The organism is Bacillales bacterium, from assembly GCA_035700025.1.
Lineage (GTDB): Bacteria > Bacillota > Bacilli > Bacillales > DASSOY01 > DASSOY01.
Map to the genome: position 1 here is coordinate 1 of DASSOY010000034.1, position 16,652 is coordinate 16,652.

Below are 16,652 nucleotides of genomic sequence, written 5' to 3' on the forward strand. Positions count from 1 at the left end.
GCGCTGAAAATTTTATATCAAGACCGAGGGAAATTCGATGTGTCGATTTTGAATCAATTCTCTGAAGCGCTGCACATTTTTCCGCCGAGTGCGGTCGTAACGGCCAATGACGGAAGGAAAGCGATCGTGATCGATGCCGACCCGTATATCCCGCACCTGCCGTGGTTGATGTTTATCGACGATGCCTCGCTCGCGCAAATTCCGAACGACTTGTCGCTGAAAGTGAAAAGTATGGTCGAGTACCCGGCTTAAACATTTTCGGCGCGCTGTCCCGGAAATCACTCATGGAGGGCCTTATTTTCGGCGCGCCCCCGGAAATCGTCGTGATTTCCGGGGATATTTTGAAAATAAGGTTTGTGGTGAGCGATTTGTTTGGGAAAGCGGCAGATTAAGGGCAAATAGCGAGTCAGATGAGCGATTGTAGAATGAGATTTTCGGTTGAGCCGATCTGATTGGAGGAATCGCTCACCTGTGTTCTTATTTGCGCGAAAAGGCGGCGATTTCCAGATTAACGCTCATGGAGAGCCTTATTTTCGGCGTGCCCCCGGAAATCGTGCTAATTTCCGGGGTTATTTCGAAAATAAGGTTTGTGGTGAGCGATTTTTTTGGAAACGGCAGATTAAGGGCAAATAGCGAGTCAGGTGAGCGATTGTAGGAGGAGATTTTCGGTGACCGAAAATTTTCCGTATAGGGATTTGCAGAATCGTGCATGAGTGTTCTTATTTGCGCGAAAAGGCGGCGATTTCCGGATTATCGCTCATGGAGGGCCTTATTTTTGGCGCGCCCCCGGAAATCGTGCTGATTTCCGGGGCTATTTCGAAAATAAGGTTTGTGGTGAGCGATTTTTTTGGAAAGCGGTAGATTAAGGGGAGATAGCGAGTCAGGTGAGCGATAGTAGAATGAGATTTTCGGTTGACCGATAATTTTCCGTATTGGGTTTTGCGGAATCGTGCATGAGCGTTCTTATTTTCGTGAAAAGGCGGCGATTTCCGGATTAACGCTCATGGAGAGCCTTATTTTCGGCGTGCCCCCGGAAATCGTGCTAATTTCCGGGGGTATTTCGAAAATAAGGTTTGTGGTGAGCGATTTTTTTGAGAAAGCGGCAGATTAAGGGCAAATAGCGAGTCAGATGAGCGATTGCAGGAGGAGATTTTCGGGTGAGCCGATCTGATTGGAGGAATCGCTCACCTGTGTTCTTATTTGTGTGAAAAGGCGGTGATTTCCGGATTAACGCTCATGGAGGGCCTTATTTTTGGCGCGCCCCCGGAAATCGTCGTGATTTCCGGGGTTAATTCGAAAATAAGGTTTGTGGTGAGCGATTTTCTTGGAAAGCGGCAGATTTCGGGCAAATAGCGAGTCAGGTGAGCGATTGTAGAATGAGATTTTTGGTTGACCGAAAATTTTCCGTATAGGGTTTTGCAGAATCGTGCATGAGCGTTCTTATTTGCGCGAAATGCAGGTCATTTCCGGATTAACGCTCATGGAGGGCCTTATTTTCGGCGCGCCCCCGGAAATCGTGCTGATTTCCGGGGTTATTTCGGAAATAAGGCTTGTGGTGAGCGATTTTTTTGGGAAAGCGGCAGATTAAGGGGAGATAGCGAGTCAGGTGAGCGATTGTAGAATGAGATTTTCGGTTGACCGAAAATTTTTGTTTTTTTCGGGAAATAAGACGATTCCCGGATCGATCGCGGGGAGCAGAAAACATGTTTATTTTACAATTTCAATTTGTATGTTCTCCTGCGTTGTTTGCCGTTTGCGATTTCGAATTTTTGTAGTTCCACGAGGGAGTGGAGGATGCGGCGTGTATGGGAAGGGCTGAGGCGCAGATGGTGGGCGGCTTCTCGCGGTGTAATCGGCCGGAATTTGCGGCGAGCGTAGCGAATGAGTTCGGCTTGTGCCCAAGTGAGTTCAGCTGAAGATGCAGGTGACATGTATTTGCCGATGATGGCGAGAATCAGTTGCCGGCATTTTTCCGGTTCGTCTAGAATCGAGGGGAAAGCCACTGGGAACAAGGTCCAGCCGTCTAGGGTGAGCAGCGAATGGCGCCAACAAAGGTCTTTGAAACGAGAAATTTCGAGGTCGCGTGCATGGGGGCCGTACCCTTGAATTTCGATGGCGACTTTCACTGAACCACCTGGCATGTAAGCAAAGTCGATGTAGCGGTAACCGCTGTTGAGATCGATTACCTCCCATTCGGCATGGAGATGGTCGAAGTGGCCGACGGCGGGGTACCAAACGGAGCGGAGAAATTCGATGGAACTGCGATTTAGACCGTGTTTGAGGCTATCTTGTCGGCGCGGGTGAGAGTCGTCGGCAAGTTGTGCATGCATCCAGGATTCGAAGGTTTTTTTGAACATGAGGGAACATCCTTTCAATAGGGGAATGGGGGTGAAGAATTGAACAGGGGGGATAAGGATAATGGACACGATGATCTATCTTTCAGTATATACAAAAATTTGTTCAGCCGAAAGCTTGTATTTAAATGGTAACACACTTTTGAAGCACTTTTGAAAGTGTAGAACAGCACGTTCTCGCCGCAGGCGGCGCAAGAAGTGAAGGTCTTCGACGACCGGGTGTTTTCCGTGATGCGAACGCATCGGGAGAGCGGGGATCGCATTCTCGCACTCATCAACGTTTCCAGTGAGGAAGTGACGGTGAAAACCGGGTACGGGGGACGTGAGTTGATCGGCGGCGGGATAGTCGTCGATGAAGTAACGATGAAGCCTTATGAGGCGATGTGGATGGAAATCGACGGCGAATGACGGAAAGCGAGTCGACAAGGGTCGATTCGCTTTTTTTGTTTGGGGAAATTTTGAAATTTAAAAAATTTAATATAGGTCTAAACAACTACGGATTGGAAACCGATATTGAAAAGAAAGAGAGGGGTGTCCAGGCGAAGTGTTGGTTTTCCGGGCGAAATCTTAATCTATTCGCTGGAGTGCAGGTTAAATATTTCGATTCCAATTAAATAGTAAAAAAGTCCTTGCCATATTTGCAGCAGAATAGATAGGAGGAGATGGATTTGAAATGGGACAGGATTGCTAAAATCAAACGAAGGAACAATGTCGGAAAATTGAAACAAAATCCTGGTGAGATCATTTCGCCGATCGTAAGATCGATCATTGAAAACCATGCTGAAGCGGCTTGCCTGTTCGACTATAAAGGCGACATGCAGCATTTGAACGCCAAATTTTTGAAAATGCTCGGCTTTGCCCAATCTGAAAAAGAATTCGTCGATGCGGTTTTGGCTCAACTTTTTCGTTATTTCGAATTTGATCGTGCTATGAGCGGTCATCCGCAATTCTATGAGGACGTCATCATCGATAAAGACGGACAATGTGTACCGATCACGATTACCCATATTCCTGTCGTCGTAAGTCGAGAAGTGCTTGGTTCCTTGTGCACCATTGAGCCGCGAAAAGATCGGTCTCAGCCAAAACTCGGCCAAATCGTTTCCGAGATTCGATTTCAGGATATTTTAAACCGTTTGGACGTCGCGGTTTGGTCGGTCGATTTAATCGAGAAAAAAGTACTTTTTGTATCGGACGCGATCCAAGAAATCTATGGAATTCCGGCTGCAGAGGTTCATTTTGATACATGGCGGCAACTCATTCACCGGGACGATCTTCGCCAAGTCGAGGAAAACCAATCTCAGTTGTTGGAGAAAGGAAAAATCATTCATACGTACCGCATCATAACTTCGTACGGAACGTTGAAATGGGTAAAAGACCATTCGATTGCTTTGAAAAATGCTGACGGCCAAATCGCCTTGATCGTCGGATCACTGGAAGACATAACACAATCGAAGCAATTGCAAAACAAACTGCAAAATATGGCGTTCATCGACCACTTGACGCAACTTCCCAATAGTAACTATGCGCGCAAATTATTGCAGGAATGGATCGATACACACGAACATAATGGAAAAACGTTTGCCATGCTGCGTTTGAACATGGACGGTTTTAACCGGGTCAACGATGTGTTCGGACCGAGTGTCGGAGACGAAGTAATCAAACGGATGGCGAAAAGAATTACCGCTTCCGTCGCTGATGGAGGCATTTTTTTCCGTATGGCAGGAGATGAATTTCTCATTCTCGCTCATCATCAGAAAGAGACGGATGGTTACGAGGCCATTGCCGCAAACGTTCTCAATGCCATCCATGCGTCCCTTCCCTTAAACAGCTACGATTTCCATTTGACGGCCAGCGTTGGGATTAGTGTTTATCCTTTCGACGGAAAGAATGGAACCCTTTTGGTCAAAAACGGAAGAGCCGCGCTGAAAAGGGCGAAACAGCTTGGAAAAAGTACTTATCAAGTGTATTCCCAATCAATGGACATTGAGTCGTTCAAGTTCTTTCAATTAGAAAATGATTTACGGAAAGCGATCAAAACCCATGAATTGTATTTTGACTTTCAGCCAAAAGTTGATGCGAAATCGCAAAAAGCGATCGCCGCCGAAGCGCTTATTCGTTGGAATCATCCGACATGGGGCGTTGTTTCGCCGACGGAATTCATTGAAATCGCCGAAGAAGGGGCACTCATTCACAAAATCAGCGATATCGTCATTGAGACCGTCTGCCGTCAGGTGAAAATGTGGATGAAAAAAGGGGTTCCCTTTGAAAGAATTTCGTTCAATTTATCAGGCAAAGATTTTTTGAGAAGGGATCTCTCAGGACGTGTGAAACGCTATCTTGATCGGTATGAGGTCCCTGCCGAACGACTTGAAATTGAAATTACAGAAGGCGTAATGCTGCAACAAGATGAAATCGTGAGAGAACAAATGCAAGACTTGAAAAATCTCGGCGTGGCGATCACCATTGATGATTACGGTGTCGGGTATTCTTCGGTTTCTCATTTCAGAAATTATCCGATCGATGTGATGAAAATCGATCGTTCCTTTATCCAGGCGATTGTCGAAAATGAGGAAGATCGGTTTATTGTTCAGTCTCTCATCGAACTTGGAAAAGGCTTGAAAAAAACAGTTATTGCGGAAGGGGTCGAAAACCGGGAACAGTACGATCTTTTGAAAAACATGGGGTGTACGATCATTCAAGGATTTCTTTTCAGCCCGCCGGTGTCGGCTGAAGACATGGAAGCGCTGTTTCTTGCCGATCGCCTGCAACCGAAACAGACGACTTTCAAACCGAAGGTCGAAAGACGCAAGTATTTTCGTTATCAGTTGCCGATGCCGCTCTGCGTCAACATGACGATTATTGCATTAAACAAAAAATCGGTTTCCCTCGGATCAACCGAGGTGCTGGTTGAAAACATTTCCTTGGGCGGTCTTCGTTTTATGAGTCAGCTTCGCCTTACGACGCAAGCCGACATTTTATACAGTTTTAAAGTTCAAATGATGGACACCTTGATCAAGCTGGCAGGAAAGATCGTCTGGTCCTATGAGAAACAAAAGGATATTTTCCAATACGGGGTGGAATTCATCATTCAAGAACAAGAAAGGGATGCATTGTCTTCCTTATTAAATAAGTTGAGAGGCAGACTTAAGTCAAATTCGGTTCTTAAAGACGGACCGTTTGTTACCGAGAATCCGATTTTGTACTTGCAAAAACAATAAGGAAAGCGGCGCGATTGATTAGTATAAAATTCTCAGACAGGTCCACCGTGTAATTTAGTAACAGCCATTAGCAGAATCGCTCCGGTGCCGTGGCGGTTCAATGCGTAATCAAGTTTACGGGGCGATTTTTTGCCAGTTGTATAAAAACAGGGATATTTACCTATTTCGACGGGTCGATTCGAATGATAAAATAAGTCGAAAAAAACCATTTTGTGTCAGATCTTACACCGTCGGAAGACGATGTCGAATGAGGAGTGATCTTTTCCGATGTGGGGCAGAGCGAGAAAAGGAAATTTCAACAAAAAGAAAGCACACGAAACCTTTCGGCCTGTTTCTCCATGCGACATGCCGGCGATGAAATCGCTTGTTGAAAATTTTTCCGAGGCGGCTTGCTTTTATGATTTCTATGGGAATGCGCTGCACGTGAACGATCGATTCCGGGAATTGCTTGGTTTTGGAGAGTCTGAACAAGCCATGTTGGATGCCGGACTCAAGCAACTGTTCCGTCATTTCCGCCAGGATACGGTATTGGACGGCCAACCGCAAATTTACAATGACCGAATTGCTCGGAAAGACGGACCATGCGTCCCGATTAGGGTGACGCATATACCTTTGATTGTTGCAGGCGAACGGCTCGGCTCATTTTGTTTTTTGTGCCCGACGCAAGAAACGGATGCCCCGAAACTCAGCGCAGTTGTAAAGGGCTGGTTTCAGGAGATCGTCAACCGGTTGGAGATCGCGGTTGGGTTGGTAGACATGAGCGACAAGAAGGTCACTTTCGTCTCCGATGCGATCCAGAAAATCTGCGAAATTCCCGCAGAGGATATTGATTTTCGCACGTGGTGCAACATAGTTCACCCGGACGACTTGGAGTCTGTAATTGCGCGTCAATCGGAACTGCGGGAGATAGGAGAAGTGGTTCATCGTTACCGCATTCTCACGCCGAGCGGGAAATTGAAATGGGTGAAGGACCATTCCCTCGCATTGAAAAAAGAAACAGGCGAAATCACGGCCGCAGTCGTTACGCTGGAAGACATCACCGAGCAGAATTTGTTGGAAAACAAGCTGCACACCATCGCTTTCATTGATGAACTGACGCAACTTCAGAACAACCATTCGGCGCGAAAAGTACTGGAAGAATGGATGGGGGAACATGCGCATAATGGTGAGACTTTTGCCATTCTTCGCCTAAACCTGGATCATTTCACTAAGATCAACGATTTGTTTGGTCATGCCGTTGGTGACGAAATGATTAAGCGAATCGCCAAACGGATGAAAGATGCGGTGAAGGAAAACGGCATTGTTTTCCGGCTGCTTGGGGACGATTTCTGCATTCTAGCTCGTCATCGCAATAGGGTCGAAAGTTATGAGGAGTTGGCGGAGACTATCTTGGAGGCGGTCGGTGTTGTTCTCCCGTTCAGAGGGTATGACTTTCATCTCACGGCATGCATCGGGATCAGTCTTTTTCCATCCGACGGCAAAAGCAGCACCCGGCTAATGAAAAATGCAAGAACGGCATTGAAAAGGGCCAAACAGCTCGGTCCGGGCAATGCTTTGATCTATTCGCGGTCGATGAATATCGAATCGTTTAAATCGTTTGAGCTGGAAAACGATTTGCGAAATGCGGTTAAGAATCGGGAGTTGTATTTTGAATACCAACCGAAAATCGAAGCGAAAACGCAAAAAGCAGTCGGAGCCGAGGCGCTGATTCGTTGGAAACATCCGACTTGGGGGATCGTTTCCCCGTCTGAGTTTATGAAAATCGCCGAAGAAACGACGCTCATTCATCAAATTAGTGATTTGGTGATGGAATCGGTGTGCCGGCAGGCCGGTTATTGGATAACGAAAAACGTTCCGTTTCAATTCATTTCCTTTAACTTGTCTGCGAAAGATTTTTTGAAGAGAGACTTGGGCAAACGAATCAAACGGAGACTCGACAAGTACGGAGTGCCGCCGGAAAGGTTGGAGATTGAGATTACGGAGGGAGCCATGCTGCAAACCTCTGAAACGGTTGAACAGCAAATGAAGGATTTAAAAGCGCTCGGCGTAACGATCGCGCTCGATGACTTCGGTGTCGGTTATTCTTCGCTTTCCCATCTAAAAAGGTTTCCGGTTGATACGATCAAAATTGACCGTTCCTTCGTAGATTCGGTCAGTGGCAATGAACAGGACGAGAAAATCGTTCAATCGTTGATCGACCTTGGCATCGGGTTGAACAAAAAAGTCGTCACCGAAGGCGTCGAAACCCGTGAGCAGTACGAATTATTGAAAAAGATGGGCTGCCATGTCATTCAAGGGTTTTTGTTCAGTAAGTCCGTCTCGCCGGCGGCCATGGAGGAAATTTTTCGGGAGGAAACCGTACCGTTAAAAAAAGGAGCCGGCAAGCCGCCAATCGAGCGGCGCCGGTATTCTCGCATTGACTTGCCGCTGCCCCTCGGGGTAAAAATGACGATGATCTCACTCAACAACAAATCCGTTTCGCTTGGTTCGACGGAAGTTCTTGTGAACAACATCGGAGTCGGCGGCCTTCGCCTTTTGAGCCGGCTCCGGTTAACGGCACAGGCAGATATTTTATACCGGTTTGAAGTCGATTTCATGAACACCGCAGTAAAAGGAGTCGGCAAAATTGTTTGGGCCAAGGAAATCCAAAAAGACGTATTTTGCTATGGCGTTGAATTTTCCATGCCAGAACGTGAAAAAGAGCATTGGTCGGAAACGCTAAATCGATGGAAGTCTCGTTTAGGGTCGAATGATATCTTGAAAGAAGCACGGTTCATTACGGAAGACCCGGTCGCTTATCTGCGTACTGCTCGTACCATTATGTCGGAACCTTGATTCCTTATTCGACATCTCAGGAGGAAAGAATTCAGTTCTCGTCTCATCGGTACCGGTTCTTTTTTTGTTGATTCATGCCTTTTTTAAAAAATAGGACTTTTTTCATAGAAAACGGGGGATTTTATGTCGAATTTCATTGACGTTCCTCAAAATAAATAGTAAGATATTCCTAAAATGATCTTATCTTCCGAAACGGCAAACTTGTCGAAAGGCAAGGACGCAAAGCCACGGGCCTACCGTTTTCACGAACTATGGCAGCCGGGTTGCCGAACAAGGGGAACGACACCACCCTGACGATTCGGGGTGGTTGTTTTTGTTGATCACTAGGGGGGATCATTGGTTGGCCATTGAACAGGTAATAGAGAGAAGCGATTTTCACCATGTGTTCCAACCGATTTATCAGTTGGGCGAAGGAAAGATCGAGGGGTATGAAGGGTTGTTGCGCACGAAACATTATTCGAACCCGGAGCAGGCGTTTGCGCAAGCCGAGCAAGCAAAAAAACTTTATGAATTGGATTCGCGGTCCATTCATAAAGCTGTCTTGACCTACCAGCAGGCAGGCTTTTCCGAAAATGAAGGAAGGTTGTTTCTGAATGTATTGCCTTCAACGATTCGAAACGACGCGTTTCCTTCATTTCTAGACCATATTATGAATGAAGTGATCGCCAGCCGTCAACAATTGGTATTCGAGATTGATGAACAGGAGACGATTGAAGATTTCGCAGCATTCAAAGACCACATTCGTTGCATGAAACGAGCAGGTGTTCAGATCGCAATCGATGATTTCGGAAAAGGCGTCTCGGATATGAAGAGAATCATTGAACTCGAACCGGATTACATAAAATTGGATCGGTATTTCGTTGAAGACCTTGAACATTCGCGGCAAAAACAAGCGATCATCCAATGGATGGCCATCTATTGCAGACGGTTTCATATTGCTCTCATTTTGGAAGGTTTGGAAGATTCGAAGGACATCGCCGTTGCCAATGGTCTCGGCATTCCGATTGGACAAGGCTTTGGCCTCGGACATCCGGAACCGCTGGAAAAGCAACAGCTGATTTGAAGCGAGGCTCCCTGATGGCATCAGGGAGTTTCCGTTTGTTAAAATAAAAAAACATCTTCGTCCGGTTAGAAAAGGTGGGCTCCGATGAAATCGATCATGCAAATCGCAGGGCTCTTCGTCATCTATCACATCGGCATTTTCATACACGACCTTTGCCGTGTGCCGATACCCGGCAGCATCATCGGCATGCTGCTGTTGTTCGGGTTGCTTTCCGCAAAAATCGTTCCTGTCAAATGGGTATCCGCCGGCTGCGGTTTCTTGCTGCGCTACATGCCGCTGCTGTTCGTTCCGATTACCGTCGGCGTCATCGAACATCCAGAGCTTTTCAAGGGCAGCGGCTTGCTGCTCCTCATCCTCACTTTGCTCGGCACCGTGCTCGTCATGGTTACGGCCGGCCATACCAGCGCCTGGCTGGCGCGTCGAAAGGAGAAGAAATCTTGTTCCTCCCGCAACCGCTGCTCGCAATCATTATAATCATCGGCACCATTCTCATCTACCTCGCGATGTGCCGCCTCTACCGGCACTTCCCCGTCCCGTTCCTCCTCCCGATCCTCACTTCGCTCGTCACCATCGCCCTCCTCCTCCGCCTCTCCGGTTTCACCTACGCGACGTACATGACCGGCGGCCGCTGGATCGACGCCCTGCTCGGCCCCGCCGTCGTTTCGCTCGCCTTTCCTTTGTTTCAACAAAGGAAAGTGCTCTTCGCGAACGCCGTGCCCATCGCCGGCGGCGTCCTCGCCGGCTCCGTCGCCGGCCTCGTCAGCGGCCTCGGCTTCGCCGCCGCCCTCGGCGCCTCGCGGCCGCTCGCGCTTTCGCTCTTGCCGAAGTCGGTCACGACTCCCGTCGCGACCGCCATCGCCGTCGAGCTCGGCGGCGTACCCGCGCTCGCCGTCGTCTTCGTCATGGTCGCCGGCATCGGCGGCGCCGTGATCGGGCCGCTCGTCATGAAGCTGTTCCGGATCCGCGGCCCGCTCGCGCAAGGCGTCGCCTTCGGCAGCGGCTCCCATGTCATCGGCACCTCGAAGGCGACCGAATACGGCGAGGACACCGCATCGGTCAGCTCAGTGGCGATGACGTTGAGCGCGGTGTCTGCGTCCGTATTCGCGCCGGTCGTTGCCTGGTGGTTTTACGGCTGACGCCCGCCAAAAAAGGCGCTCACGCGCTGAACGAGCTCATTGCGCCAAACGGCCGAGCTGAAAGAATGATCGGCTTCGTCGACGGCAACAAACGCGGCATTTTTATACAAATCGGCGTAGTTTCTTCCGACGTGTTCCGGAACCGCTTCATCTTTCGCCCCGTGCAAAATCAGCACCGGGTTTTCGTAGCGTTCCACGCCGTCGTACAAGTCACGGTCCGCAAGGTCCTCGACAAATGCCCGTCCGAGCTCGAGTCCGCCAAGATCGGCATGGCCGTTTGGCAAGAAGGTGCACGTTTCAAAATACAACTTCGCTTTATCGGGCATGTTGCCCGCAGGGGAAAGCAAGCATAGTTTCGCGACGTCTGCCGCTCGGTCTTTCGTTATTTGTGCGGCGACGGCGGCGCCCATACTGAATCCAAGCACACCGATCCGTTCGTTGTCGGTCCATTCGAGCTGCCTCGTGAAATTAAGAATCGCTTGCGCTTCGGACATTTCACCCGAGAATGTCATGTCAGCAAAGCGGCCGTCGCTTTCGCCGGAACCGGAAAAGTCAAAGCGCACGCAACCGATGCCTTCTTCGCACAAAGCCCGGGCAATCCGCACGAACAAAAATTTATCTTCGCCTTTCGAGCCGGTAAATCCGTGAAAGAGCACGACTGCCGGGAAGGATGTTTCGTTGGCATCTGGCCGATGCACCATCCCGCGCAAGGTTTTGCCTTTGTGAACGAGTTCCGCTGCTTTTTGCATGTCGTCACCTCTGCTTTTTATTATCATAGGAGAGTGGTTATCGTTACGGCCAAGACGTGGATCGACGTCACCAACTGGTGGTTGGGCTTCGTTCTGTCGCGAAAATTGACTTCGCGGCAGCTTCTCCGAGAAGGCGGCGTTCGCCAGGGCGGAAACGCAGTAATCTATGGACAAGGGTGGGCAGGGAGTAGGAGCACGACCTATGCAATTAAGACGCGTAACGCCATCCAACTCATTTTCTTTCCTTATAGGGTATCATAACGGATGCGATTGATGCGGTTTGAGGGACACGATTTCGCAGGTTGACACGCCATTTGCAACGCGTCGATGGCGCGCGGCCATTCCCCGCACCCGGATCATGCAAGAAAAGGTTGCGATCTATGTACAGGGCTTGGTTACTTGGAGCTAAAATTGAGGTGTTGTCTCGATCGTGAACAAGAAAGTGTGCGTGAGAATGAAATGATAATAAGGACAGGAAAGACGACTTGTAAGTCAAACTTTCGCGGTCGGCGAATTGGATCAACGAATGATCTTGCATGAAAAAAGCGCAGCCTGCGGGCCGCTTAATCGTCCCGGATCAAGCTTTAAATTTTATACGGTCTCTTCAATTTTGCCCAAGTTGACGAGGCGCGAGTGGATGGCGCCCATCGTTCGCTCGTGGCGGGCGGCGAGGTCTTTCACCGATACGCCTTCGTCGAACGCTTTCAACAATTGGTCTTCTTCGTCTTCGGTCCATGGATTTCCTGCGTTTTGCGGGAGGTTTTTCATACGCAATTCGTATCTTTCGAGGCGTTCGAGTCCTTTCAATGCCACGAACAGGGCGCGAATCGTTTCCGGCTGCTGGTACGGGCTGTCTTGCGGATAAATTTCGCCGGATTGCGGGTCGGTCCCGTCCGCCAGAAAAGACACGATCGTCTTGGCTTCTTTTGCATCCATCGGGGACACTCCTTATGAAATTATTTTTGGTGTTTGTGTGAATTTAAAGTAAAATGGAAAGGTAAGTGTTGAGGGATTGAAGAGGGTTTTCCGCAGACTGCTCCTTACCCATTTCGACAACTTGCTAGAAATTCCTTCCTAATGAAGAAATTTTTTTTCGATGGAAACCTTTCCGACGGCATTCTCGTTTCATGTATGTGCGGTTCTTTATTGAGGAAATGTACAAATGGATGGACATTCTGTCGAATGCTATGTGGGAACTTTATAAAAAAGGATGAAAAAAGAGATGGCGAACAACAACGAGGAGAATCAAACACCTGCCAGCCGGATGGCGCGGAGGGACGAGAAAAAAGGCAAGGGCGGTAAAATGAAAAAAACGGCGGTGATCGCCGGTTGTTTATTTGGACTGTTTTTCCTTGCGGCAGCGGTATATGCGTATAATTTGTACCATTCGGTGCAAAATGCGGCAGTGAAGATGTATCAACCGGTGGAAGGCGGGAAAGTGGAGAAAGAAAAGAAGAAAGCGCGCGAAGACGGGCCGAATCCGATATCGATATTGCTGATGGGGGTCGACGAACGAAAGAACGACGTCGGGCGTTCCGATACGTTAATTGTCATGACATTGAACCCGGACACGGATGAAATGAGCATGATCAGCATTCCGCGCGACACGCGCGTGCAAATTCCCGGGCGCGGTTGGGATAAGATCAATGCCGCTTATGCTTATGGCGGAACAAGTTTGGCGTTGGAGACGGTGAAAGATTATCTCGACATCCCGATCGATTATTACATTCGCATTAACATGGAAGGGCTTTCCGATCTTGTTGACGCCGTCGGCGGAGTCGATGTCCATAACGACATCAGTTGGCATGACGAGGGCTATTACAAGAAAGGCTACTTTTATCAAAAAGGCGACATTCATTTGAACGGGCCGCAGGCACTCGGCTACGTGCGGATGCGCCACCTTGATCCGCGCGGCGATTTCGGCCGAAACGAACGCCAGCGCGATGTGATCCGGGCGATCATCAACCAGTCCGCAGACGTCTCTTCCTTCGCACATTACCAAACCATTTTGGACGCGATCAGCAACAATGTCATTACCGACATGACGTTTAAGGATATGAAGTATGTCGCGATGAATTACCGCGAGTGCCGCAACGACATCAATTCTTATGAAGTGCACGGCATTCCGCAGCGAATCGACGGCCTCTCTTTCGTTGTCGTCAGCGAAAGCGAGCGCGAGAAAGTGCACGACATGATCATGAATCAACTGAAAGCTTCGCAAGACGGCGAGACGGAAAATGCCGCAGAAGCGAACAAGACCGCGCGGCAATAAGCGGGACACTAGGGTTCCCATAAGTTGGACACAGCGTTGCGATTCACTCTGTTGATCTTATGGGAATTTTTTATATGGAAAATGGCACCATCGATTTGAGTGAGCGATCACGAGTGCGCTATAATGGAAATCATCGGAAACGACTGCAGTTCACGACAATTCATCGGAAAGGACGACTTCTCGTGACGGTTACGCAAAAGGAAGCCGGTGATTCCGGTTTGTCAACAGCGAAGAAAGCGATTTTCACCTTTGGTTTGATTGCCGGAGGGTACGGTCTCATGAAACAGTTGAAAGCGAACGAAAACCGACACGAAAGCAAAGCGGTCGTCATTCTCGGCTCAGGACGGTCTGGAACGTCGGTGCTTGCCCGCGCGGTCAACATTGCCGGGGTCGATCTCGGGGATACGTTCATCGGAACGAATGAAACGAATCCGAAAGGTTTTTTTGAAAACAACAAAATTGTCAGGGTTCACAACAAAATCTCGCGCAAGCTCAAACGCCGGCCGTTTCCGTATCGATTCGACATAAGGAAAACGATCAAGCCGCTCCGCGATGATTTAAAGCAATACATGGAAGACAAATTCGCGGACAAGCCGTTGTGGGGTTGGAAAGACCCGCGGACGAACGATTTTTTGCCGATGTGGAAACGCATCCTCAAAGAACTGAACGCTGAGGGGCACTATTTGATCATCGTTCGGAATCCGATCGATGTCGTCGCTTCTTATAAAAGGGCGTATAATAGAGACGAGACTTGGGCGCGGTTGCAATGGCAGTTTCGCACCTTGACGGCCTTGCGCGAAACGAAAAACGAAAAACGAATCATCGTCGAGTATGAAGATTTGTTCAACAACAGCCTTTCGTGCATTAAGCGGATCATGCAAACGTTCGGGTTGCCGTGGTCGGAAGACGAATTGTCCATGAAGCGAAAACTCGACGCGTTCATTGATCCGAATTTGCAGCGCAGCGACAGCGGCACGGATGTGGAAGCCTTTCGGAAACGAGAAGATGTTGCGCCAGATGTGAAGGAGTTATACTTGCTGTGTCTGGAAGGGGCGCGTCAGCCGTCAACGTTGCAAACGAAACCTTTTCAGGCGAAAGTCGATCTATTATACAAAGAGTATTTGCGCAAGTACGGGGAATTGTCGGTTCTGCCGCCGAAATAAGCGGGGAGCGATGCCTCGGACGGTTACAGAAACAGGGGGGTAACACGGGTGAGTCCGAAATCACTCAAGAAAATTGTAAAGAGAAAGATTCAGTTTGTGAAACAACCGATTGAAAATTATCTCATTAAAAAAAATCATCGTCGGGTGAATCAATACGCGAAATTTTATAAAAACCACGACGTCCTGAAAAATACGATCTTGTATGAAAGCCGTGACGGCGGAAGCATGACGGACAGTCCTTATGCGATGTTTACCTACATGTTGGAACATCCCGATTTCAAGAATTACGAACATGTTTGGTCGATCGCAGACGTTGATGCGCTTTCGGCCGTCATCGCCAAGTACGAACAGCATCCGAATGTGAAATTCGTCAAGCGCGGTTCACGGGAGTATATGCGGCGGCTGGCGACGAGCGAATACCTTATTAACAACTCGACGTTCCAATCGTTTTTCGTGCCGAAACCTAATCAAACGTATGTGAACACTTGGCACGGAACGCCGCTGAAATCGATGGGATTCGACATTCCCGGTGATCCGTCGCATTCACAAAACGTCGTTCGCAACTTTTTGAGCGCCGATTATTTGTTGAGCCCGAACGCGCACACGACGAGGATGTACACGGACAGCTATAAACTCGATGGTCTTTATCGCGGGAAGATTATCGAAGAAGGGTATCCGCGAATCGATTTAACCTTGAACAGCGATCCGGTTAACGTTCGTGGCCAATTGCGACAGTACGGGCTGCGGCTGGACGGAAAGAAGAAGACGCTGCTGTATGCTCCGACATGGAAAGGAAAGCGTGTTTCCGAAGTCAATAACGATTTGCCGCAAATCATTGCCGACATGAAAGAGTTGCAAGACGAGATCGGCGATGCGTATAACGTGTTGGTGAAAGTCCATCCGTTTCTTTATAAGGAAGCGGCGAACGACCCGGGGATCGCTGCTCATTTAGTTCCCGATTTCGTCGATTCAAACGAACTTCTGGCGGCGGTGGACGTGCTCGTCACCGACTATTCGAGCATTTTTTTCGATTTTCTCGTCACCGGGCGGCCGATTTTGTTTTATACGTGGGATCTCGATGAATACAGCGAAGAAAGAGGGCAATATTTCGACCGCGCCGAGCTTCCCGGGCCGATTTTGTTGAATGTCAAAGAATTGGCGGCCGTCGTCAAAACGATCGAGTCGGTTCAGGAAACATACCGGGACCGTTACTCGGCGATGCGCGAACGGTTTACATGTCATGATGATGGAAAAGTGACGGAACGAATCGTTGGCTATTTGTTTAATCGGCAACCGGAGAAACTGAATACGATCACGTGTGCGCCGGATAAAAAAGAAAAGCTGTTGATCTATCCCGGTGGCATGAAGGACAACGGCATTACGTCTTCTTTTGTCAATTTAATGAACAATCTCGACTATAACCGGTACGACGTCACTTGTTTCACGGGGACGCCGCGCAATCAAGAAGCTTTGAAGAATCTTGCCAAACTGAACGAGAACGTCCGGTTGTTGTTCAAGCCGGGACTGCCGGTTTACACCGTAACCGAGGTGTACAAAAATCAGTTGATTCAAAACCGGGGCGAGCGAGGTTGGCTGGGCAAGCTGTTGTTTCCGGAAGCCGCGTACAAGCGAGAACATGCCCGGTTGTTCGGACACGCGAGCTTTGATTATGTCATCGATTTCAGCGGATACAGTCTGTATTGGGCGAAATATCTTGTCGTCGCCGAGGCGAAGAAGAAGATTTGTTTCATGCACAACGATTTGCTGAGCGACAGCGAACGAACGATCAACGGCAGGCGGCCGCACCGCGTCAACTTGCGGGGAATGTTCACGCTGTACCATCGCTTCGACAAGCTCGTGAG

At 48.9% G+C, this 16,652-nt stretch carries 13 protein-coding genes and 1 riboswitch; of the genes, 10 read left to right on the forward strand and 3 right to left on the reverse strand.

All coding sequences use genetic code 11. From position 1 onward, the window contains the following. On the forward strand, positions 1–252 hold a 252-nt coding region (locus VFK44_05955; GenBank protein ID HET7627917.1), incomplete at its 5' end, for a hypothetical protein. A 1,460-nt stretch (positions 253–1,712) separates the two neighbouring features. On the opposite strand, the gene VFK44_05960 is transcribed toward VFK44_05955, so the two are convergent. Further along, complete coding sequence (locus VFK44_05960; protein ID HET7627918.1) at positions 1,713–2,357, reverse strand: transcriptional regulator; 645 nt, start codon at positions 2,355–2,357, stop codon at positions 1,713–1,715. A 195-nt stretch (positions 2,358–2,552) separates the two neighbouring features. Between VFK44_05960 and VFK44_05965 the strand changes: the two genes are divergently transcribed. The 6 genes from VFK44_05965 to VFK44_05990 all read left to right on the forward strand — a co-directional run bounded on the left by VFK44_05965 (position 2,553) and on the right by VFK44_05990 (position 10,606). After that, positions 2,553–2,762: a Beta-galactosidase C-terminal domain gene (locus VFK44_05965; protein ID HET7627919.1), complete on the forward strand. Its 210-nt coding sequence runs from the start codon at positions 2,553–2,555 to the stop codon at positions 2,760–2,762. 254 nt (positions 2,763–3,016) lie between these two features. After that, positions 3,017–5,572 (forward strand): EAL domain-containing protein, encoded by a 2,556-nt coding sequence (locus VFK44_05970; protein HET7627920.1) that lies wholly within the window; start codon positions 3,017–3,019, stop codon positions 5,570–5,572. A gap of 267 nt (positions 5,573–5,839) precedes the next feature. Further along, on the forward strand, positions 5,840–8,407 hold the full coding sequence (locus VFK44_05975; protein HET7627921.1) for an EAL domain-containing protein: 2,568 nt from the start codon (positions 5,840–5,842) through the stop codon (positions 8,405–8,407). Positions 8,408–8,591: 184 nt separating this feature from the next. After that, a riboswitch (cyclic di-GMP riboswitch) is annotated at positions 8,592–8,678 on the forward strand. A gap of 69 nt (positions 8,679–8,747) precedes the next feature. Further along, positions 8,748–9,470 (forward strand): EAL domain-containing protein, encoded by a 723-nt coding sequence (locus tag VFK44_05980; GenBank protein ID HET7627922.1) that lies wholly within the window; start codon positions 8,748–8,750, stop codon positions 9,468–9,470. A gap of 84 nt (positions 9,471–9,554) precedes the next feature. Further along, entirely contained in the window at positions 9,555–9,944 is a 390-nt protein-coding gene (locus VFK44_05985) for a CidA/LrgA family protein (protein ID HET7627923.1), read from the forward strand. Then, on the forward strand, positions 9,908–10,606 hold the full coding sequence (locus VFK44_05990) for an LrgB family protein (GenBank protein ID HET7627924.1): 699 nt from the start codon (positions 9,908–9,910) through the stop codon (positions 10,604–10,606). Before VFK44_05985 ends, VFK44_05990 begins: the two co-directional genes overlap by 37 nt. On the opposite strand, the gene VFK44_05995 is transcribed toward VFK44_05990, so the two are convergent. Further along, positions 10,597–11,355: an alpha/beta fold hydrolase gene (locus VFK44_05995; GenBank protein HET7627925.1), complete on the reverse strand. Its 759-nt coding sequence runs from the start codon at positions 11,353–11,355 to the stop codon at positions 10,597–10,599. The genes VFK44_05990 and VFK44_05995 overlap by 10 nt on opposite strands. Positions 11,356–11,946: 591 nt before the next feature. After that, complete coding sequence (locus VFK44_06000) at positions 11,947–12,291, reverse strand: hypothetical protein (protein ID HET7627926.1); 345 nt, start codon at positions 12,289–12,291, stop codon at positions 11,947–11,949. A gap of 367 nt (positions 12,292–12,658) precedes the next feature. On the opposite strand from VFK44_06000, the gene VFK44_06005 reads away from it, so the two are divergent. The 3 genes from VFK44_06005 to VFK44_06015 form a co-directional block, all read left to right on the forward strand. Next, positions 12,659–13,627 (forward strand): LCP family protein, encoded by a 969-nt coding sequence (locus VFK44_06005; protein HET7627927.1) that lies wholly within the window; start codon positions 12,659–12,661, stop codon positions 13,625–13,627. Positions 13,628–13,701: 74 nt separating this feature from the next. Next, on the forward strand, positions 13,702–14,790 hold the full coding sequence (locus VFK44_06010; protein HET7627928.1) for a sulfotransferase: 1,089 nt from the start codon (positions 13,702–13,704) through the stop codon (positions 14,788–14,790). A gap of 48 nt (positions 14,791–14,838) precedes the next feature. Then, positions 14,839–16,652: CDP-glycerol glycerophosphotransferase family protein (locus VFK44_06015; GenBank protein HET7627929.1), on the forward strand; the 1,814-nt coding region annotated here is incomplete at its 3' end.